Source organism: Micromonospora zhanjiangensis (assembly GCF_042650605.1).
In the GTDB taxonomy this organism is placed as follows: domain Bacteria; phylum Actinomycetota; class Actinomycetes; order Mycobacteriales; family Micromonosporaceae; genus Micromonospora_J; species Micromonospora_J zhanjiangensis.
In genome coordinates this window covers 36,827-55,899 of record NZ_JBHSBN010000014.1, presented here as the reverse complement: position 1 = coordinate 55,899, position 19,073 = coordinate 36,827, and the positions used below count along the sequence as shown (strand labels likewise).

The following is a 19,073-nucleotide window of genomic DNA, read 5'->3' as shown; positions in this document are numbered from 1 at the left end:
ATCGCGGTCAGCACGAGACCGAGCAGGGTCTTCAGCGACTTCCTCACGACAGTTGTCTCCGCTGGAGCCGGACGTAGAGCAGGCCGAAGATCATCGCCATGATGATCAGCAGGTTGCCGACCGCCGCCCCCGGGCCGAACTGCGGCAGCAGGTTGCCGAAACTGAAGCGGTAGGACCAGGTGGCGAACGTGGTCGACGAGTCGGTCGGCCCGCCCTTCGTCATGATCCAGATGAGGTCGAAGACCTTGAGCGTGTAGACCAGTCCGAGCAGCAGGACGACCGCCGAGACGGGCCGCAGCAACGGGAACGTGACCCGCCAGAACCGCTGCCAACCGGACGCGCCGTCCAGCGCCGCGGCCTCGTGGATCTCGTCCGGGATGGCCTGCAGACCGCTGTAGAGCACGACCAGGTTGAACGGTATGCCGATCCAGATGTTCGCGATGATCACGCTGGTCAGCGCCCAGGTCGGCGAGGTCAGCCAGTTCACCCCGTCGAATCCCGCCGCCCGCAACACCGCGTTGACCAGCCCCGAATCGCTGTTCAGCAGCCACGACCAGGTCGAGGCGCTGACGATCAGTGGCAGCAGCCACGGTACGAGGAACAGCGCGCGCAGCGTCGCCGCCAGCCGGAAGTGCTGGGTGAAGAAGACCGCCAGCGTCAACCCGATGGTGAACTGGAAGACCAACGAGACGCCGGTGAAGGTGACCGTGTGCAGCAGCGCCGGCCAGAAGGTCGGATCCGACACCACGGTCCGGTAGTTGTCCAGGCCGCTGAACGGGGCGTCGCCCCGCACGAACGAACGGACCGTGTAGTGCCGCAGGCTCAGGTCGAGGTTGCGGTAGAGCGGGTAGGCGTAGAAGGCCAGCAGATAGATCACGACCGGGGCGAGGAACGCCCAGGCCACCCACTGCTCCGACCGGCGTCGCCGGCTCCGGACGGCGGCGGCCCGGACGGGGGCCGGGGTCGCCGTCCGGGCCGGCAGCTCCCGCGCCGTGGTCACCTGGTGGCCGCCGCGGCCGCGGTCTGCGCCGTGGACAACGCGTCCCGCGGGGACTTCCCGCCGGACAGGGCACCCTGGAACGCGGTCCACATCGGCTCGGAGATCTTCGGGTACTTGGTGCCGAGGTTGTCGCTGGTGCGGCCCTTCGCCGCCTGGACCGCGGCGACCCACACGGTCAGGTCCCGGTTCGCCTCGACCTGCTTGCGCTGCACCGTCTCGGTCGCTGCCACGTAGGACAGCGTGGTGTCGGTGGCGTAGGCGTTGTCGGAACTGGTCAGGCAGCCGATCAGCTTCTCCGCGGTGGCGTACCGGCCGGCGTCGGACTGAACGGGGGCGGTGACGAACTCACCGCCGGTCGGCGCCGGGGCGGTGCCGCCACCCCGACCGGGGATCGGGATGATGCCGTACTCGAAGCCGGCCTTCTTGGCGTTCGCCAGTTGCCAGGTGCCGTTCTCGGCGAAGGCGAAGTCACCGGTGGCGAACTCCTGCCAGCTCGTGGTCTGGGTGTTGTTCAGCACCGAGTTGGGCGCGTAACCCTTCGTGAGCCAGTCGGTCCACAGGGTCAGCGCGGCGACGCCCTGGTCGGAGTCGAGTTGGGTCAGGTTGGCGCCGGCGCCCCAGAACCAGGGCAGGAACTGGAACGAGCCCTCCTCCGTACCGATCGCGGAGAAGGTGATGCCCTTCTTGCCGGCTGCCTTCACCTTTGCCAGGGCGGCGGTGAGGGACGGCCAGTCCTTGACCGTGGCGGGGTCGACCTTCGCGGCGTCCAGCACCTTCTTGTTGTAGTAGAGCGCGAGCGTGTTGGCGCCGATCGGAATGCCGTAGGTCTTGCCGTCCAGTTGGCCGGCGGCGAGCAGGTTGGGCTCCACGGCGGAGGTGTCGACCTTGGTGTCCGCGGTGGTGGTGAGCACGCCCGCCTCGGCCAGCGTGGAGACCACCGGATTGTCCACGATCAGCACGTCCGGGGAGTTGTTCTGCTGGGCGGCGAGCAACGCCTTGTTGGTCAGGTCGGTGGTGTCGAAGCCGGTGCGCTTGACCGTGACACCGGCGTCGGTGCCGCATTTCTGCAGCAGCTTCGCCCAGTCGGACGAGCCGTCGAACTGCGGGTACGGATCCCAGATCTGGTATGTCCCGCCGGCGGCACCGGACGAGGCGGGCCCGCCGCCGTCGTGCGAGCAGGCGGTGATCAGGAAGGCGGCGGCCGAGATGGCGGCCATCGCGCTCAGCGCTCGGCGGGAGACTGTCATATCGATACCCCTTGACTCGCGGACGAGGTGGTGACGGCGCTAGGGAAAACGATTGCCGAGAACGCTATGGATGCCTTGCAGGCATGTCAAGCAAAAGTTAGAGTCTGGTTACCGATCTCGGAAACGGGGAGGAAACGCTGGGCACATTCGGGAGAACCGCCTCGACCGGCCGGGCCGCCACCATCGTCGAGGTCGCGGCTCTCGCCGGAGTCTCCCCGGGGACCGCGTCCAAGGCGCTCAACGGCCGCGGCACGTTGCGACCGGAGACGCGGCAACGCGTCCAGGAGGCGGCCGAGCAGCTCGGCTTCGTGGCCAACGCCACCGCCCGCAGCCTGCAGTCGGGCCGCACCTACACGGTCGGCATGATCACCACCGACAGCATCGGCCGGTTCAGCATCCCGCTGCTGATCGGCGCCGAGGACGCCCTGGGCGCCGGGCAGGTGTCGGTGTTCCTCTGCGACGCCCGCGACGACCCGATCCGCGAGCAGTACTACCTGCGTACGCTGCTGAGCCGGCAGGTGGACGGCATCATCGTGACCGGTCGCCGCACGCAGGCCCGGGCACCGATCGGCGCCGGCCTGCCGGTGCCGGTGGTCTACGCGTTCATCAGCTCGACCGACCCGCGGGACTGCTCCGTGGTCCCGGACGAGGCCGACGGCGCCCGTCGGGCGGTGGAGCACCTGCTGACCGTGGGCCGACGACGCATCGCACACGTCACCGGACCCGAGCACCACCACTCGGCCACCGTCCGGGCGGCGGCCACCGTACGGACGCTGGCCGCCGCCGGCCTGGAACTGGTCGCGCCGGTGCAGTTCGGCGAGTGGAGCGAGGCGTGGGGCCGGCAGGCGGCCGGCATCCTGCTGTCCACCGGCGTCGACGTGGACGCGGTGTTCTGCGGCAGCGACCAGATCGCCCGCGGCCTCGCCGAGGCCGTGCAGGGTGCCGGTCGCCGCGTCCCCGACGACGTCGCCCTGGTCGGGTTCGACAACTGGGACGTCATGGTGGACGGCTGCCGGCCGGCCCTCACCAGCGTCGACATGGATCTCGAAGGGATCGGCCGGGCGGCCGCCGAGCTGCTGCTGGGTGCCATCAACGGCGCACCCGCCCCCGGCCGGCACACCCTGCCCAGCCGCCTGATCCCGCGCGCCTCCACGGCGGTCTGAGGCGGTCCGGGCCACCCGCCACGCACCCGGTCGAGTACCCGGCGTCGGCTCCGACGGTCACCGTCGGGGGCCGGGTCCGGCCGACGAGCCGGAGCAGACATCGACATCGACCACTTGACATGCCGGAAATAGGCTCACTACATTCAGGCAAACGATTTCCGGCCCGTTCCCGTCGATCATGGCCGGTGCGACCCGGCGGGCCGCCCGGTCCGACCCGCCGTCACGGTTCCTGCCGCCACCGCACGGGCCGACCGTTCCGGAACGAGTAGCCCGCGTCCCGCCGGGACACGGGACGCACAGCTACGGAAGGACAAGCAGCATGACGCGTACCGTCCAGGCGGACCGACACCGAACAGCCCGGCGTACGGCGATCGCGGCCTCGGTCGCGGCGCTCGCGCTCGGGCTGGGGTCCACCGGTTTCGTCCTCGCCCCGGCCTCGGCCGCGGCCGCGACCAACACGCTCGTGGTGAACGCCAACCAGACCTTGCGCCCGGTGACGCACGTCGCGACCGGCAGCCTGTACGGCCTCGCGAACGCCACCCAGCCGTCGGTGTCCCTCGCTCAGGCCATCAAGCCGAACACCTTCGTCCAGATGCCGGCGGGTGGCCGCCAGCAGCCCACCGGTGACATCTCGGTGGTGGCACCGACGGCGGTCAGCGTCGGCGCGAAGCTCGTCAACCGGCTCTCCGACTACTACGCCGGTTGGCCCTACCAGTTCAGCTGGAATACCTGGACGCCCTTCGTCAACTCGCAGATCACCGCGATGAAGCAGTCGTCCTACTACAACAGCATCTCCGCCTACGAGTTGTGGAACGAGTCGGACAACACGTGGCAGTCGGCCAACGGCAGCTACGAGAACTTCTGGACGACGACCTTCCGTCAGGTCCGCTCGATCGACGCCACGAAGCCGATCCAGGGCCCGAGCTTCTCGGACAACATCAGCGGCATGCGCACGTTCCTGCAGAACGCCGTCGCGACGAACACCGTGCCCGACATCCTCGCCTGGCACGAGTTGTCCTCCTCCTCGAAGATCGCCGGTGACGTGGCCGCCGTACAGGCCATCGAGGACCAGCTCGGCATCGCCCGCCGGCCGATCGCGATCGAGGAGTACGCCTCGCCCAGCGAGGTCGGCCTCCCCGGTCCGCTCGTCGGTTACATCGCCAAGTTCGAGCGGCTCGGCATCCGCGACGCCGAACTGGCCTTCTGGAACCAGTCCGGCACCCTCGGCGACCTGCTGACCGCCCGGGGCGGCAGTCCCAACGCCGCGTACTGGCTCTACACCTGGTACGGCGCCATGAGCGGTGACATGGTCGTCACGACGCCACCCGGGCAGACCGGCATCGACGGCTTCGCCGCCGTCCCCCCGAGCCGCAACCAGGTCAGCATCGTCGCCGGCCACTGCTCGGGATCCTGCGCGGTGACGGTCAACGGGCTCAACGCGCTGAGCCTCGGCAACACGGTGAGCGTGAAGGTCGAGCAGACCGTGTCGCTGGGCCGCACGGTTGCCTCGTCCGGTCCGAGCACGGTCTCGACCGCGACGTACACGCCGGCCAACGGCTCGATCTCCGTACCGATCACGATGGCCACCAACGACGCGTACCGCATCACGATCACGCCGGGTTCCGGGGGTGGCACGCCCGACCCGACCCCGACGGGCTCCTACCGGATCGGGAACGTCAACAGCGGTTTGCTTCTCGACACGCAGAACTCCGGCACCGCGCAGGGCACCGCCGTCGTCCAGGCCACCGCCAGCGGCAGCCCGACCCAGGTCTGGTCGCTCGTCCCGGCCGGCAACGACCAGTACAAGCTCGTCAACCAGGCGAGCGGTCTGGTGCTCGGCATCCAGAACGCCTCGACCAGTCAGGGCGCGACGGCCCTCGTCTGGGGCGACACCGGAACCGCCGACCACCTCTGGACCACGGTCCCGGACGGCGCTGGCCGCTACAAGATCCGGAGCGTCAACAGCGGCCTGGTGCTGGGCGTCACGAACATGAGCACCAGCTCCGGCGCCCGGGTGCTGCAGTGGGGCGACAACGGCACCGCCGACCATCTCTGGGCCCTGACCCGGGTCTGACGACGCGCCGACGGGAGCGTCCCACTCTCCCCCGGCCGGCCGGGCGTTCCCCGGGACGGACAACCGTCGTACGGAACCCGTCCCACGGAACGCCCGGCCGGTATCCGCACACACCCGGGCGCGCAGGCGCAGCGCGCGCAGGACGCCGTGGTGATCTCCCCCGGACTACGAGCAGCACCCGCCGGTCGAATCGACCACGGCGGGCCGCTGCTCGGCGGGACCGGTGGTGTCGCCGCACGCGCAGTCGTCGTCGGCGCCCGGCCGGGACCGTGCGGACGCGCCGTACCGGTCCGCGTCGCCCTTGACCACGTACACCTCCCACGGCTCGTCGCCCGGGCCGCGGACCCAGACCTTGTCCTGGAGGGCGTAGCAGCAGGTGGTGTCGTTCTCGGTCAGGGTGATCAGACCGGCCTCGGCGAGCCGGTCGGTGGCGGCGGTGACCTCCGCACCGTCGAACACCTCGATCCCGAGGTGGTCCAGCGCGGTGGGCTGGTCGGGTACGCCTTCGAGCAGGACCAGCTTCAGCGGCGGCTCGTCGATGGCGAAGTTGGCGTAGCCGGGCCGCCGCTTGGCCGGCTCGGTGCCGAACAGCTTGGCGTAGAAGGCGATCGACCCTTCCAGGTCGGCCACCCGCAGGGCGAGTTGGACGCGGGACATCGCGCACCTCCGGTTGATTAGATGACCGTCTAGGCAGAGAGTTGCACTCTGCCTAGACGGTTGTCAAACTAGACGAGTGTCAAGACAAGAACTGCCGATCGTTCCGGACGCGCCGGCGTGCTGCGCCCCACTGGTCGACGAGGCGCTCACCGACGGGGAGGCGACGGGTCTGGCCCGAGGTTTCAAGGCCCTCGGCGACCCGGTACGACTGCGGCTGCTGTCCCTGATCGCCTCCCGGGCCGGCGGGGAGGTGTGCGTGTGCGAGCTGACCGACGCGTTCACCCTGACCGGGCCGACCATCTCCCATCACCTGCGGGTGCTGCGGGAGGCCGGGCTGATCGACTGCCAACGCCGAGGCACCTGGGTCTACTACTGGATCATCCCGGCCCGTCTCGCCGCCCTGTCCCAGCTCCTGGACGTCTCGACCGCCACCGTCGCGCCGGGGACGACCCGGTGACGTCCGTCGTGGCCGGGACGGTGCTGCGCCGGGCCTCGGCGGAGCTGGTGGGCACCGGCCTGCTCGTCACCGCCGTGGTCGGCTCCGGAATCGCCGCGAGCCGCCTCTCGCCCGACGACGTGGGACTGCAACTGTTGGAGAACAGCATCGCCACGGCGTTGGCCCTGGGCGCGTTGATCCTCGTGTTCGGGCCGGTCTCCGGCGCCCATCTCAACCCGGTGGTGTCGATCGCCGACTGGTGGCTCGGTCGCCGCACCGGCACCGGCCTCCCGGCCCGGGAACTCTCCGCCTACCTGGGCGGGCAGTTCCTCGGCGCGATCGGCGGCACGGTGCTGGCGCACCTGATGTTCGGCCTGCCCGCGGTCGCCGTCTCCACCGACCATCGGGACGGCGCCGGGCTGTGGCTGGCCGAGGTCGTCGCGACCGGTGGGCTGCTCCTGCTGATCGCCGCGCTCACCCACACCCGCCGTCAGTCGGTCGCGCCGGCGGCGGTCGGGGCATGGATCGGGGCCGCGTACTGGTTCACCGCCTCCACCGCCTTCGCCAACCCCGCGGTCACCATCGGCCGGATGTTCACCGCCACCTTCGCCGGCATCGCTCCCGCCTCGGCGGTCGGGTTCATCGCCGCCCAACTCGCCGCCACCGCGCTGGCGGTCACCGCGATCAGGTGGTGGTATCCGGCCGGCACGCGCACCGCCGCCCCGGTCGACCTGGCGCCGGCCCGTGCCGAACAGGTGCCCGCGTGAGCACCCCGGCAGCGCCCCGGCCGGTGGTGCTCGCGCCGATGACCGACGGGCACGCGACCGCGGTACTGGACATCTACCGGCTCGGCATCGCCACCGGCGACGCCACCTTCGAGACCGCGCCACCCACCTGGGACCGCTTCACCGCCGGCCGCCTGCCCGCGCACCGCTGGGTCGCGCTCGACCCCGGCAACCCCGGTACGGTGCTCGGCTGGATCGCGTGCGGGCCCGTGTCGGACCGGTGCGTCTACGCCGGGGTGGTGGAACACTCCGTCTACGTCCACCCCGACGCGCGGGGCCGCGGCGTCGGCCGGCGGCTGCTCCACCAACTCATCGACTCGACCGAACGGGCCGGGATCTGGACCATCCAGTCCGGAGTCTTCCCGGAGAACACCGCCAGCCTCGCCCTGCATCGGAGCTGCGGCTTCCGCGCCATCGGCACCCGGGAACGCATCGGCCGCCACCACGACCGGTGGCGCGACGTCGTCCTCATCGAACGCCGCAGTCCGGCCATCACCTGACCAGCCAGCCGGTCGCCGCGACCAGCGCCGCGCGGCCGCCACCAGCCCCCGAACGAGGACCGACCATGAACCGTCCCGTACCCCGGACCAGACCCTCGGTCCTGTTCGTCTGCGTCCACAACGCCGGCCGCTCGCAGATGGCCGCCGGTTGGCTCCGGCACCTCGCCGGTGACGCCGTCGAGGTCCGCTCCGCCGGCTCCGAGCCGGCGGACCGCGTCAACCCCGTCGCCGTCGCGGCCATGCGCGAGGTCGGCATCGACATCAGCGCCGGGCAACCCACGCTCCTCGACCGGCAGACCGCGCGGACCAGCGACGTCATCATCACCATGGGCTGCGGCGACGCCTGCCCGGTCTTCCCCGGAAAGCGGTACGAGGACTGGAAACTCGCCGATCCGGCCGGTCAGCCCCTCTCCGTCGTCCGCGCCGTGCGCGACCAGATCCGCGAACGCGTCACTCAGCTCCTCGAGGAGTTGACGGTCCGGGACGACACCGGAGCGACCTGACCGGCCCGATCAGGACAGGAGCTCGACGTACCCCTCGGTGCCGTGCACCCGGATGCGTTGCCCGTCACCGATGCGTCGGACGGCGTCGATCACCCCGACGACGGCCGGCAGGCCGTACTCCCGGGCGATCACGGCGCCGTGGGTCATCAGCCCGCCGACCTCCGTCACCAGGCCCGCGATGGAGACGAACAGCGGTGTCCAGCTGGGGTCGGTGTGGGCCGTGACGAGGATGTCGCCCGGTTCCAGATCGGCCCGGGCGAGGTCCAGGACGACGCGGGCCCGCCCCTCGATGGTCCCGGCCGAGACCGGCAGACCGACCAGGGCGCCGGCCGGGACGTCGTCACGGCGGTAGGTCCCGGCGACGGCCTCGCCGTCGGAGGTGATCACCCGGGGCGGGGTGAGCGCCTGGTACGACCTGAACGCCTCCTCACGCCGACGAATCAGCTGCCCGTCGACCCGGTGGGTACGCACGACGTCGTGGAGTTCGGCGAACGTGAGGTGGAAGATGTCCTCGCGGGTGCGCAGCACTCCCGCCCGCACCAGCCGGTCGGCCTCGGCCAGCAGCGCCCGTTTGTACGTGAAGTAGCGGTTGACGATGCCGTACTTCGGATACTCCCGGTACCCGACGAAGGTGCGCGCCCGGTCGATCATCCGTTTGGTCTGCTCGGCCTTGCGTTCGCCGTCCGGCAGCACCCGCAGGCGCTCGAGCACCTCCTGCTTCTTCCTCGCCGCCTCCCGCCGACCCTGCTCGAAGCGCCGGTGACCCTCGCCCGGCTCGAAGTTCCTGATGTTGGCGAGAATCAGTGGTACGAGCGTCTCGGGTCGTTCGCTCCACCGGGTTCGGGTGATGTCGATCTCGCCGACGCAGCGCATCCCGTACCGGTCGAGCCAGGACTCGACGGCGGACCGCGCCTCGGGACCGCCCGCGAGCCGGTCCAGCTCGGTCAGGAAGTTTGTCAGGTCCACCCGGTGCAGGAATTCCACCACCTCCGGATGCGGGCGGATCGCGTCCGCGACATCCAGCAGCGCCAATCCCATCTCGGACGTGACGTTGTGCGGTACGGACTGGGTGAGCGTGTCGGCGGCGCCCTTCTCCCCCAGCCATTCCCGCAACTGGTCGTTGAGCCACCAGACGGCTTCCATCCCCGCCATGATGACCTGATGACTCTGCGGGTCGAAGAGCAACCGCTTCAACTCGCCGATGTCGGCCAGGATGAAGTCGAGCAGCGCCGGTCCGGTGAGTTCCCGGATCTCGCGTTTCAGGACGGCGACGGATTCCTCGGTGCGTTCGACCAGCCGGGCGACCAGGGCCGGGTCGGCCTCGATCGGAGTGGACGGGTCACCGGCCGGCGGTCGCGCACCCGGACCCCCGTCCGCCACTGGGGGCAGGAAGTCGTCGCGCTCGATGACGGTCCGCAACGCGTCGCCGATCAACGGGTCGCCCCTGTCCATGATCTCCACCAGGCCCGCCCGGGTCGCCGGGTCGGCCAACCGATCGGTGACGTCGACGAACAGCCGGCCGGCCGCCTCGTGCATCGGCGGACCCGCCGTCAGCTGGAACACCGACAGTCCCAACGGCTTCATGGCGTCGGTCATCATCTGGCCGTGCCCGACGGAGACGTAGACGCGGTTGCCCACGCCGCCGCTCGCGGGCACGGGAAACAGGGTGGTGATCGGCCGGCTCTGCACGATCTGGAACTCGTCGTCGACCAGGCACCATTCGATGTCCTGCGGGCAGCCGAAATGCGCCTCGATCCGCCGGCCCAGGCGTACCAGCCGGACGACCTGCGCGTCGGTCAGCGCCGGCTCTTCCCGCCGCCGTGGGTCGACCGCCAGCACCCGCGTCCCGCCCGCCGGGGCGGCCTCCACGGCGCGCTGCTTGGCGGCGATCGTCCGGCCGACGACGGTGTCGTCGCGCACCGTGAACACGTCCGGGTTCACCAGGCCGGAGACCAGGGCCTCGCCCAGGCCGAAACTGGCGTCCACCGAGGCGACCTTCCGGTTCCCGGTGACCGGGTCGGCCGTGAACAGGATGCCGGCCGCCTGCGGCAGGACCATCCGCTGTACGACCACGGCCATCCGGACGTCGCGGTGGTCGATCCCGTGGCGCCGGCGGTAGGTCACGGCCCGCTCGGTGAACAGCGAAGCCCAGCACCGGCTGACCTGCTCCAGGACCGCGGCCGGTCCCTGGACGTTCAGGTAGGTGTCCTGCTGACCGGCGAACGAGGCCGTCGGCAGGTCCTCGGCCGTCGCGCTGGACCGGACGGCGTAGGCGGCGTCCGCGCCGAGTTGGTCGAGCGCGCCGGTGACGGCCACCGCGAGGTCGCCGGGGACGGCGACCTCCTCGATGACCCGGCGGACGTCCGCGCTCAGGGCACGGATCGACTCCCGGTCGGCCGGGTCCACCTGCTGGAGCCGGTCGAGCAGCCCGTCGACCGACGGCAGCTCCGCGATGATCCGTCGGAAGGCGTCCGTCGTCACGCAGAAGCCCGCCGGTACGCGCACCCCGTCCATCCGGCACAGCTCGCCCAGGTGCGCGCCCTTGCCGCCGACGACCGCCACCTGGGACCGGTCGACGTCGGACAGGGCCACCACGTACCGCCCGGTCATGCCGACACCTTCGCGGCTGTCGCGTTCCGGTGTACCGCGTCGGCCGCTGGCCGGGCGTCACCGCAAGTTCCGTATGCCGTCATCAAGACACGCACGTGCTGTCCCCCATTTTCCGCGGGCTGTGGCTCCGGCCGACGATTTTGCGGTACGACCCGGGTCTTGCCGCAAGACCCCTGGTCCGGTATACGTTGAAGATGGAGGGAGGCGAGCGCCCATCCGCGGGCCAGGTCCGCGGCGCGCCGCCGAATCGCCGTTCGCCCCGTCGGGCAGCCACGAGGTGTCAGTCACGACCAGGGCGGTTCCTGCGCCGATCGGCCGTGCCCGCGCAGATCTGGGGCACCCCGGCGCAACCACCACCACCGACGATGCTGACCAACCGCAACCCACGAACCCGCGCCGGCGCGGCCAGGTCCGGCGCCTACCGCCAGCCAGGCCGGTAGCACGCCGAACCAATAGTGGCCGCCCGACGATCGGCATCGGCATCGGCATCGGCATCGGTCGGAGCCCAACTGGAGGAAGCGAACCGGCGGGTGGTGACGCGTACCGACCGTAAGACCGATTCCGGCGGACAGCTCACCGTGAAAGCGTCACGTTGTCGCCACCCCATGGGCGAGACCGGCGGTGTCCCGCAAAGCGGGAGATCCGCCCAGACGCTTGCCAATGAACAAACGAATGGAAATGGCATGTCCGATCGTAGACAGCGGTGAAGTCGTTTCAATAATTACCATTCCAGGGTCGAGGTGACGGCTGCCAACCCTCACCTGCGACGGGGCCTCGGGGGAGGTGTGCGGCGATGCCGACGGAAGACACCCACCAACCGTCGTTGGGTCTCGTACGGTCGAGGCTGCTCGCCGCGCTGAACGGCCGGCCTCGATCACTCGGCCTGGTGGTGGCGCCCGCCGGTTCCGGCAAGACCACCCTGCTGGCCCAGTACGCGGAGAGCCGGGCCCGACCGGCGAGCTGGTTGCGCACCCTGCCCGCGGACGCGGACCCGGCACTGGTGCTGTCCAGAGTGGATCTCGCACTGCCGGAGGTCGACACCGGACTGCTGGTGGTCGACGACCTGCACCTGATCGAGGGCACCCCGGGCGAGACCGCGTTGCTGGACCGCGCCCTGGCCCTGACCGGACAGGGCGTCCGGGTGCTGATCGGCACCCGTCGCGTCCCGGCGGCCATCCTGGCCCGGCACGAGTTCTCCGACAGCGTCATCATCGATGCCGAGCAGTTGCGCTTCCGTACCTGGGAGGTGGAGCGGCTGCTGCGGGACGTCTACCGGGAGCCGTTGCCGGCCGACGACGTGGCCGCGCTCGCCCGCCGCCTGGGCGGATGGGCGGCCGGTCTGAAGCTCTACCACCTGTCCACCAACGGTCAACCCCTGCCCGACCGGCGCCGGGCGGTGGCGGCCCTGTCCACCCGCTCGGCGCTGTCCCGGGACTATCTCACCCGGACGGTGCTGGCGGAGCTGGCCCCGGCCCTGCGCCGGTTCCTGATCCGCACCTGCGTGTTCGAGGTGCTCACCGCCCGGCGGTGCGACCGGCTGCTGGGCGGGCACGACGGGCAGGCCGCGCTGGAGGAGCTGGAGCGCCGGCAGGCGTTCACCGTGTCCCACGACGGCGGGCGCTCGTTCGCGTACCACGAGGTGTTGCGGGCGCACCTGATCGCGGCCCTGGCCGAGGAGCTGGGCGAGCCCGCCGCCCGGTCCTGGCACGCCCGCGCGGGCCGGTTGCTCGCCGAGGAAGGCGCGGCGCTGGAGGCGGCCCGGTGCTTCGCGCGGGCCCAGCAGTGGCCCGAGGTGCAGCGCCTGCTCGGCACCGCCGGCAGCGCGGTGGCCGTGCACGGCCTGGACCCGTGGTCCGACCTGCTGCCGGCCTGGTTCATCGCGGAGGATCCGTGGTTGGTGCTCGCCGACGCCCAGCACCGGATCAACCAGGGCCAACTGGCGGCCGCGGTGCCGCTGCTGCGCCGGGCCGCGGAGATGTTCGGCGCCGGGCCCGACGCCGCGCGCTGCCGGTCGCTGCGCGCCGATGTGACGACCTGGCTCCCGGACGGCCCGCACTGGCGGGGCCACTGGTCCGGCTGGCTGCGCACCGCCACCCGCCGGCATCCCATGATCGTCGTCGCCGAGGCGGACCGGCTGACCGGCACCGAGTCCGTGCTCGTCCGGGCGGGCGCGCTGCTGTTGTCCGGGCACGCCAGCGAGGCGGTGCGGGTCCTTGCCCGGCCGGTCCAGGCCGAGAACGGCCTGCTCGGGCTCGGCTGCCGATTGTTGCGGGCCGCCGTCGGGCTGGCCGGCGGCGATCCGGACGCGCCCGCGGCGGTCGGCGCCGTCGGCCTGGACGCCGACCGCGACGGCCTGCCGTGGCTGGCCCGGCTCGCCCGGGCCGTGCCGGCCCTCGGCGGAGCGGAGGCCGACCTCAAGGAGGCCGACGCCGTCGTGGAGGAGTGCGACCGACTCGGCGACCGCTGGGGTGCGCTGCTCGCGGCCGGATGCGCCGCGCTGGCCCGCTCGCTGCGCGGCGGGCCGACGCCCGAGGAGGCGGGCGGGCTGCTCGACCGGGCCCGCGAGCTGGACGCCGGTGTCCTCGCCGCGTGGGCACAGTCGCTGCTCGCGCTGGCCGCCACCCGCGCCCGGCTGCCCGACGCCGAGGTGGAGGTACGCCGGGCCGCGGCGACCGCCCGCGCCGCCGGGGTCCCGGGCGCCCGGGTGCTCGCCCTCGCCGCCGGCGTCCCGGCCGACACCGGTCCCGGCCGGCGGACCGCGTTGACTGCCCTGCACACCACCGCCGAGCAGGTCGGGTTGCCGCGGCCGGCGGTCACCGCCTGGCTCACCGTGCCGGCCCAGCCGTCCGGGTCCGCCGCCGACGGCGCGCCGCTGACCGTACGATGCTTCGGCGGTTTCCTGGTGTGCCTGCACGGCGAGCCGTTGAACTGGTCGCCGCTGCGGCCCAGGGCCCGGGCGGTGGCCCGGATCCTCGCCCTGCACGCCGGCCGGGCGGTGCACCGGGACCGGCTCCTCGACGCGCTCTGGCCGGACACCGATCCGGCGACCGCCACCCGTACGCTGCACGTCGCCCTGTCCAGCCTGCGCCGTTTCCTCGACACCCGGTTGCCCGTCGGGGACGGGGGGACGCTGCTGCACCGGGACGGGGACGCCTACCTGCTGGCCCTGCCACCGGACGCCTGGTGCGACGTCACCGAGTTCCGCCGGGCGGTGCAACGCGCGGCACGGCGCGGGGACGACCGGGACCCCCGGACGCAGGCGGACCTGCGCCTGGCGGTCGCCGCGTACGGCGGGGAACTGCTGCCCGAGGACGGCTCGGCCGAGTGGGTGCTGGCCGAGCGGGACATCCTGCGCCGGCAGGCGGCCGACGCGGCGGCCCGGCTCGCCTCGGCTAGCCTGGCCGGTGGCGGTGCCCGGGCCGAACCGGCGGGAACGATGGCGGCCCGCTGCGTCGAGATCGACCCCTGGCACGACGCCGGTTGGCGCCTGCTGATCGCCGCGCACGAGCGGGCCGGCAACGTCGCCGCCGCCGAGCACGCCCGTCGCCGCTACGCCGACGTGCTCGCCTCGCTCGGGCTCGACCCGTCCCTCGCGGCGGGTGTCGCGCCGTCCCCGACGGTCACCGTCGACCGAAGAATTCCGCTTCCCCGATCGCCACGGACGGGACCAGTCCGGGCCCGTACGCGGAGCGCACCACCAGTCTGATCCGGACCACCCGGAACGCCTTCACCTCGAACTCCTGCGGTCCCGGCTCGTCCTTGAGTTCGATGTCGGTCTTCTCCTGCTTCCCGGCGGCGTCGATGGTGACGACGGTCAGGCCGCGCGGACGCCCGGCCGCCAGGAACGCCTGCCGGCGCGGGCTGACCCCGGGAGTGATGATCACGGTGAGCAGCCGGACCGGCTCGGTGAACCGGCTCTCCACCCAGGCGTCGACGGCCGCCCCGGCCGGCGCCCAGTACTGGTTGTTCGCCCCGTCGGTCAGCCGGGACGCGGCACCGTCGGGCGCCTGGGACGAGGCGGTCACGCCGGCCGGCACGAGCGACACCGGGTCCTGGGTGCGGTCCCGGACCGCCTCCACGGCCCGTCGTACCAGGGGTGGTCCGGCAACCGCCAGCACCGCGGCGACGCAGAGCACCACCACGATGAGCAGGGTCCGTCGGGCGGCACCGAGGGCGCGGCGGTCCCGGCGGCGCGCACGGCGAGGTGTCCGCCCACGCAGACGGTCCCACCATCGCTGCCACCAGGTCCGCTCCGGCTCGGGTGCCGCCGGGGTGGTCAGGTCCCGGCCGCAGGAGCGGCAGAACCGCCGGCCCGGCGTGTTCTCGACGCCGCACCCGGAGCAGGTCACGGTCGACGGGGGCGGCCCGGGCGCGGGCTCGACCGGATCCGACGGTGGCGGAACCTCGTCCGCCCGCGAGCCGCGCCGATCCGGCAGTCCGGGTTGCCGGGCCGCCGGCTGGACGGCGGCGACCTGTTCGGTGACGCCGCGGGTGCTCGTGGCAGGACCCGTCGCGTCACTGCCGGCGGCGACAGATCCGGTGGCGACGGCACCGGTCGCCGTGGCACCGGTCGCGGGCGGCCGGTCGGCCGAGGCACGGGGCGCCGTCTTCGAGGCGACCCGGCTGCCCCCGCCGGTCGCCGCCGGCTCCGCTGGGTCCGCCGGGGCGCCGGACGGACCGTCCGGGCCGGTGTGGTTCGTACCGGCGCCGGCCGGACCCGCGCGCCCCGCCGAACCGGACGGTCGAGCCGCGTCGACGGCGCCCTGGCCGGAGCCGTTGGCCGGCGCCGCCGGTGTTCCGGCGTCCCAGTGCAGGAACTCGCCGCAGGTACCGCAGAACTGGTCGCCGACGGCGTTGCTGGCGCCGCACTCGGTACAGGTGATCATGGCTCGATCTCCAGCGTCAGCCGGACGTGGGCCGGCACGGCGGACGCCAGGACCCGGCGCACCAACGCCGCGTCGACGTCCCCGTGGACCCGTACCCGGACCTGCGGCGTCTCGTCCGGCGGTGGCGCGCCGGTCGGCGTCACCGAACAGGTCACCTCGCCGTTGTCGGTGACCTCCACCCGCGCCCCGGTGGCCACCCGCAGCGCCAGCTCGATGCCGCGGGCGGTGCCGCGCCAGCGGTGCACCTCGACCGCGTGCCGGACCAGGTCCCGGCGCACCCCCGGCGGTCGGTCCGGGTCCACCGGGGCGGCCACCCAGCCCGCCAACCAGTCCAGGAAGTCCGGCGGGGCGAGCTCCAGATCGAAGTACGTGTCCAGGCTGTCGAGCGTCAGCAGGATCGGCGCGAGCACCTCGTCCAGTCCCGCCGTGAACCGCTGGGCGAAGTCGTCCTCCAGGAACATCGCGGGCAACTGCTGCCCGATCGGGTGCGGGCTGACCAGCCCCGGTACCGAACCCCTCACGGTTTCCTCCCGACTTTTCCCGATCGGCCGGTCACCCGGTGACCCGCACCTGGTGGCCGTACGAGAAGGCGAGCGCGCTGACGTCCAGCTCCAGCCGCTGCACCGCCTCGCCGCGGTCCCCGGTGGTCGGGTCGGCCCCGAACAGCCGGACCTCCTCCACCAGGTCGACCCCGTCGACCCGCTGCAGCACGGCGTGCAGCTCGCCGGACTGCACCGGCCGGCCGAACGGCCATCCCGTACCGTCCGGGCCGCCCCGCACCGGGTCCAGGTAGTCGTAGAGCGCCCGTACCGCCCGGCGGCGCAGGTCGGCCGCCGACCCGGCGGCCCGGGGCCGGGCCCGCACCTGGGCGACCACCGTCACGCCCTGGTAGAACGGCGGCTCCACCAGCACCCGGGCGCCGACGCAGCGGCGCGAGTCCAGGAAGGCGCGGATCCGGTCCAGGGTTTCCTCCCGGGGGCGCAGGGCGGCGAACCGCGCCGCGTCGTCCTCGGTGTCCCGGTGCTCGCCGAGCGCCGGCACGACCAGCACCCGAACCGCCGCGACGCCGTCCCCGGCCGGTACGCAGCGCACCCGCAGCACCTCCGGCGCGGCCTGCCGGGCCAGCTGCTCGTAGTCCTCGGCGGTGACCGCACGGTCCCGGCTGCGCAGCGTGAGCGGTCCCCGTACGGAGGTCTCGGCCAGCGACTCGCCGTCCACGCCGCCGGTGGCCGGGGCCCGATTGGTCACCGTGGACACGAACGGCACCGGATCGCGCAGCACGGTCAGCGCGTGGGTGGCCACGTTGCCCCGCCGCCCGCCGCCGGTCCGGTACGCCGGGATCCGGATCATCGCCCCCTTCGGCGGCACCGCCCCGAACCGGCGTACCGTGCCGTCCGGCTGGCGGACGGCGGGCCCGAAGCTGATCTCGCCACCGGCCCGGTCGACGCACACGTGCCGGTCCTCGGGTCCGGAGTCGGCGAAGCTCGCCACCTCCGACCAGCGCTGCCAGCCGTCCCCCGCCGCGACCTCGATCTCGACCATGCCCTCGGCCGCCACGATCGGGGCCCGCTGCACGGTGAACCGCTGGCCCGGCACGCCCTCCGATGCGCCGAGGTTCTCCGCCGCGATCAGCTCCGCGTGGCAGGCCTCGACGGTCCCGCCGACGGTCGCCGCGGCGGCCCGGCCCAGCCGCGGCGGCGCGTGGAAGAACGGCTGCCCGGCGGCCGGCTCCAGCAGCCGGCAGCGCAACCAGCCGGCACGCTGGCGGGCGATCACCGACGCCACGTGCCCGGCCGGTACGTGCAGGACCACCTCGCCGGCCCGGTTCAACGCCCCGGTCGTGTCCCGTTCCACCGCGCACAGCACCCAGCCGTCGTCGGTCCACGCCTCCCAGACCAGCGGCGGGTTGGTCGGATCCACCCCGCGCCCGGCGACCGACCAGTCCAGGTCGAGCAGCACCACGCAGTCCGGCACCGGCCCGTCGAGGCCGAACAGCACCGCGTCGCCGGCGGCCGGCCGGTCGGCGAACGCCGGTATCCGGTCCGCGCCGCCCAACTCGGCGGTCCGGTCGGCCGGACGCCCCCCGGCCGGCACGGTCAGCACCCGGTCCAGCCGGCAGGGCGGTACGGTCAGCTCGCGTACCGTCTCGAAGGTGACCGGCTCGACGTTCTCGGCCCGGACGGTCGACACGTGCGTGCCGGTGGGCACCACGACCGGCGCCGAGCGCGGCGCGGACAACCAGAACGTCACGTCCGTCGAGGCCACCGCCGGCGGGAACGGCGTGACGCCGAGCAGGTCGAGAAACTTCACGTAGTGCCGGTCCGGCACCCGGTTGAGCCGATAGAGCAACTGGTCGACCATGTACGCGAACGTCTCGATCAGCGTCACGCCCGGGTCGGAGACGTTGTGGTCCGTCCACTCCGGACAGCGCCGTTGCACCAGGCGCTTCGCGTCGTCCACCAGGTCCTGGAACCGACGGTCGTCGAGGTGCGGCGCGGGCAGGGCCATCACTGCGTCCCGGGTTCGTGGCTGGGAATGACGTAGAACGGGAAGACCAGGTTGCGCGGGTCGTTGTCCTGCCGCAGCCGGTAGCGGATGTCGATCAGCAGCATGCCGCTGGCGGCGTCGGCGAAGTCGACCAGCACGTCGTCCAGCTCGATCCGCGGCTCCCACCGTTCCAGCGCCAGCCGCACCTCGTACGCGATCTGGCCCGCGCTGGACGGCGCGGCCGGGGCGAAGGCCAGGTCGTGGATGGCGCAGCCGAACTCGGGGCGGCCCGGCCGTTCCCCGGGCGCGGTGCCGAGGATCAGCCGGATGCTCTCCAGCACCTCCCGGTCGCCCCGGACCAGGGCGATCCCGCCGGTGGGGTCGGTCCGCAGCGGGAACGCCCACCCGGCCCCGACGAAGTCCACGGCCATCGCGGTCACCCGCCGATCAGCACGGTCGGGCAGCCGGCGATGATCGGCGCGCCGCAGCCGGCCAGGTCACCGAGCCTCGCCGCGGGGCGGCCGCCGATGAGCACCGTCGGGCAGCCGGGTGGCAGCAACGGCGTCGGCGGATGCGGTGGCGTACCCGGGAAGGAGCAGGCGTGCAGGGTGCCCACGGTGGCGGCGGGCTGGCCGCCGATGAGCACGGTGGGCACGCCGGGCCCGCCGACCGTGCCCGGGTGGGCGGTCGGGTCGCCGACGCGAGCGGCTGGTGGCACGGCAGCT

At 72.8% G+C, this 19,073-nt stretch carries 15 protein-coding genes and 1 pseudogene; 7 read left to right on the top strand and 9 right to left on the bottom strand.

Going from position 1 to position 19,073, the window contains the following annotated elements; all coding sequences use genetic code 11:
* Positions 1–43: 43 nt before the first annotated feature.
* Both ACFOX0_RS20055 and ACFOX0_RS20050 read right to left on the bottom strand, forming a co-directional pair.
* Positions 44–1,000 (bottom strand): carbohydrate ABC transporter permease, encoded by a 957-nt coding sequence (locus ACFOX0_RS20055; protein ID WP_377548160.1) that lies wholly within the window; start codon positions 998–1,000, stop codon positions 44–46.
* Positions 997–2,247 carry a sugar ABC transporter substrate-binding protein gene (locus ACFOX0_RS20050; protein ID WP_377548157.1) on the bottom strand — a complete coding sequence of 417 codons (1,251 nt, stop codon included), beginning with the start codon at positions 2,245–2,247 and terminating at the stop codon, positions 997–999. The genes ACFOX0_RS20055 and ACFOX0_RS20050 overlap by 4 nt, the downstream gene beginning before the upstream one ends.
* A 137-nt stretch (positions 2,248–2,384) precedes the next feature.
* Between ACFOX0_RS20050 and ACFOX0_RS20045 the strand changes: the two genes are divergently transcribed.
* Positions 2,385–3,410, top strand: coding sequence for a LacI family DNA-binding transcriptional regulator (locus ACFOX0_RS20045; RefSeq protein ID WP_377548392.1), 1,026 nt, complete (start codon positions 2,385–2,387; stop codon positions 3,408–3,410).
* Positions 3,411–3,729: 319 nt separating this feature from the next.
* Entirely contained in the window at positions 3,730–5,484 is a 1,755-nt protein-coding gene (locus ACFOX0_RS20040) for an RICIN domain-containing protein (protein WP_377548154.1), read from the top strand.
* A gap of 165 nt (positions 5,485–5,649) precedes the next feature.
* Here ACFOX0_RS20040 and ACFOX0_RS20035 read toward each other — a convergent pair whose 3' ends face one another.
* On the bottom strand, positions 5,650–6,141 hold the full coding sequence (locus ACFOX0_RS20035; RefSeq protein WP_377548151.1) for an ArsI/CadI family heavy metal resistance metalloenzyme: 492 nt from the start codon (positions 6,139–6,141) through the stop codon (positions 5,650–5,652).
* 76 nt (positions 6,142–6,217) lie between these two features.
* Between ACFOX0_RS20035 and ACFOX0_RS20030 the strand changes: the two genes are divergently transcribed.
* The 4 genes and pseudogenes from ACFOX0_RS20030 to ACFOX0_RS20015 all read left to right on the top strand — a co-directional run bounded on the left by ACFOX0_RS20030 (position 6,218) and on the right by ACFOX0_RS20015 (position 8,365).
* The gene (locus ACFOX0_RS20030; RefSeq protein WP_377548148.1) at positions 6,218–6,598 is read left to right on the top strand and encodes an ArsR/SmtB family transcription factor; all 381 of its coding nucleotides are present in this window, start codon (positions 6,218–6,220) and stop codon (positions 6,596–6,598) included.
* Positions 6,599–6,606: 8 nt separating this feature from the next.
* A pseudogene (locus ACFOX0_RS20025) lies at positions 6,607–7,278 on the top strand (aquaporin); the annotation flags it as partial.
* Between the two features lie 104 nt (positions 7,279–7,382).
* A complete protein-coding gene (locus tag ACFOX0_RS20020) occupies positions 7,383–7,862 on the top strand; it encodes a GNAT family N-acetyltransferase (protein ID WP_377548390.1) in 480 nt (159 codons plus the stop codon).
* Between the two features lie 65 nt (positions 7,863–7,927).
* On the top strand, positions 7,928–8,365 hold the full coding sequence (locus tag ACFOX0_RS20015) for an arsenate reductase ArsC (RefSeq protein ID WP_377548143.1): 438 nt from the start codon (positions 7,928–7,930) through the stop codon (positions 8,363–8,365).
* Positions 8,366–8,374: 9 nt separating this feature from the next.
* Here the strand turns inward: ACFOX0_RS20015 and rph are convergent, their stop codons facing one another.
* Positions 8,375–10,975 (bottom strand): rifamycin-inactivating phosphotransferase, encoded by a 2,601-nt coding sequence (gene rph, locus ACFOX0_RS20010; RefSeq protein ID WP_377548141.1) that lies wholly within the window; start codon positions 10,973–10,975, stop codon positions 8,375–8,377.
* Between the two features lie 793 nt (positions 10,976–11,768).
* Here rph and ACFOX0_RS20005 point away from each other — a divergent pair.
* Positions 11,769–14,681, top strand: coding sequence for a BTAD domain-containing putative transcriptional regulator (locus ACFOX0_RS20005; protein ID WP_377548138.1), 2,913 nt, complete (start codon positions 11,769–11,771; stop codon positions 14,679–14,681).
* On the opposite strand, the gene ACFOX0_RS20000 is transcribed toward ACFOX0_RS20005, so the two are convergent.
* Genes ACFOX0_RS20000 through ACFOX0_RS19980 form a run of 5 tightly spaced genes read right to left on the bottom strand, consistent with a single transcriptional unit; the run spans position 14,596 to position 19,066 of the window.
* Positions 14,596–15,861, bottom strand: a complete 1,266-nt coding sequence (locus ACFOX0_RS20000) for an NADase-type glycan-binding domain-containing protein (protein WP_377548136.1) — start codon at positions 15,859–15,861, stop codon at positions 14,596–14,598. The genes ACFOX0_RS20005 and ACFOX0_RS20000 overlap by 86 nt on opposite strands.
* Positions 15,858–16,382, bottom strand: coding sequence for a phage tail protein (locus tag ACFOX0_RS19995; protein ID WP_377548133.1), 525 nt, complete (start codon positions 16,380–16,382; stop codon positions 15,858–15,860). Before ACFOX0_RS19995 ends, ACFOX0_RS20000 begins: the two co-directional genes overlap by 4 nt.
* Positions 16,383–16,413: 31 nt before the next feature.
* On the bottom strand, positions 16,414–18,369 hold the full coding sequence (locus ACFOX0_RS19990) for a putative baseplate assembly protein (RefSeq protein WP_377548130.1): 1,956 nt from the start codon (positions 18,367–18,369) through the stop codon (positions 16,414–16,416).
* The gene (locus tag ACFOX0_RS19985; RefSeq protein WP_377548387.1) at positions 18,369–18,779 is read right to left on the bottom strand and encodes a GPW/gp25 family protein; all 411 of its coding nucleotides are present in this window, start codon (positions 18,777–18,779) and stop codon (positions 18,369–18,371) included. Before ACFOX0_RS19985 ends, ACFOX0_RS19990 begins: the two co-directional genes overlap by 1 nt.
* A 5-nt stretch (positions 18,780–18,784) precedes the next feature.
* Positions 18,785–19,066, bottom strand: coding sequence for a PAAR domain-containing protein (locus tag ACFOX0_RS19980; protein ID WP_377548128.1), 282 nt, complete (start codon positions 19,064–19,066; stop codon positions 18,785–18,787).
* Between the last annotated feature and the right edge of the window lie 7 nt (positions 19,067–19,073).

Coding starts and splice junctions, on each gene's coding strand:
- ACFOX0_RS20050 (WP_377548157.1), bottom strand. CDS start 2,247: ATGACAGTCTCCCGCCGAGCGCTGAGCGCGATGGCCGCCATCTCGGCC.
- ACFOX0_RS20040 (WP_377548154.1), top strand. CDS start 3,730: ATGACGCGTACCGTCCAGGCGGACCGACACCGAACAGCCCGGCGTACG.
- ACFOX0_RS20035 (WP_377548151.1), bottom strand. CDS start 6,141: ATGTCCCGCGTCCAACTCGCCCTGCGGGTGGCCGACCTGGAAGGGTCG.
- ACFOX0_RS20020 (WP_377548390.1), top strand. CDS start 7,383: ATGACCGACGGGCACGCGACCGCGGTACTGGACATCTACCGGCTCGGC.
- ACFOX0_RS20015 (WP_377548143.1), top strand. CDS start 7,928: ATGAACCGTCCCGTACCCCGGACCAGACCCTCGGTCCTGTTCGTCTGC.
- rph (WP_377548141.1), bottom strand. CDS start 10,975: ATGACCGGGCGGTACGTGGTGGCCCTGTCCGACGTCGACCGGTCCCAG.
- ACFOX0_RS20005 (WP_377548138.1), top strand. CDS start 11,769: ATGCCGACGGAAGACACCCACCAACCGTCGTTGGGTCTCGTACGGTCG.
- ACFOX0_RS20000 (WP_377548136.1), bottom strand. CDS start 15,861: ATGATCACCTGTACCGAGTGCGGCGCCAGCAACGCCGTCGGCGACCAG.
- ACFOX0_RS19990 (WP_377548130.1), bottom strand. CDS start 18,369: ATGGCCCTGCCCGCGCCGCACCTCGACGACCGTCGGTTCCAGGACCTG.
- ACFOX0_RS19985 (WP_377548387.1), bottom strand. CDS start 18,779: ATGGCCGTGGACTTCGTCGGGGCCGGGTGGGCGTTCCCGCTGCGGACC.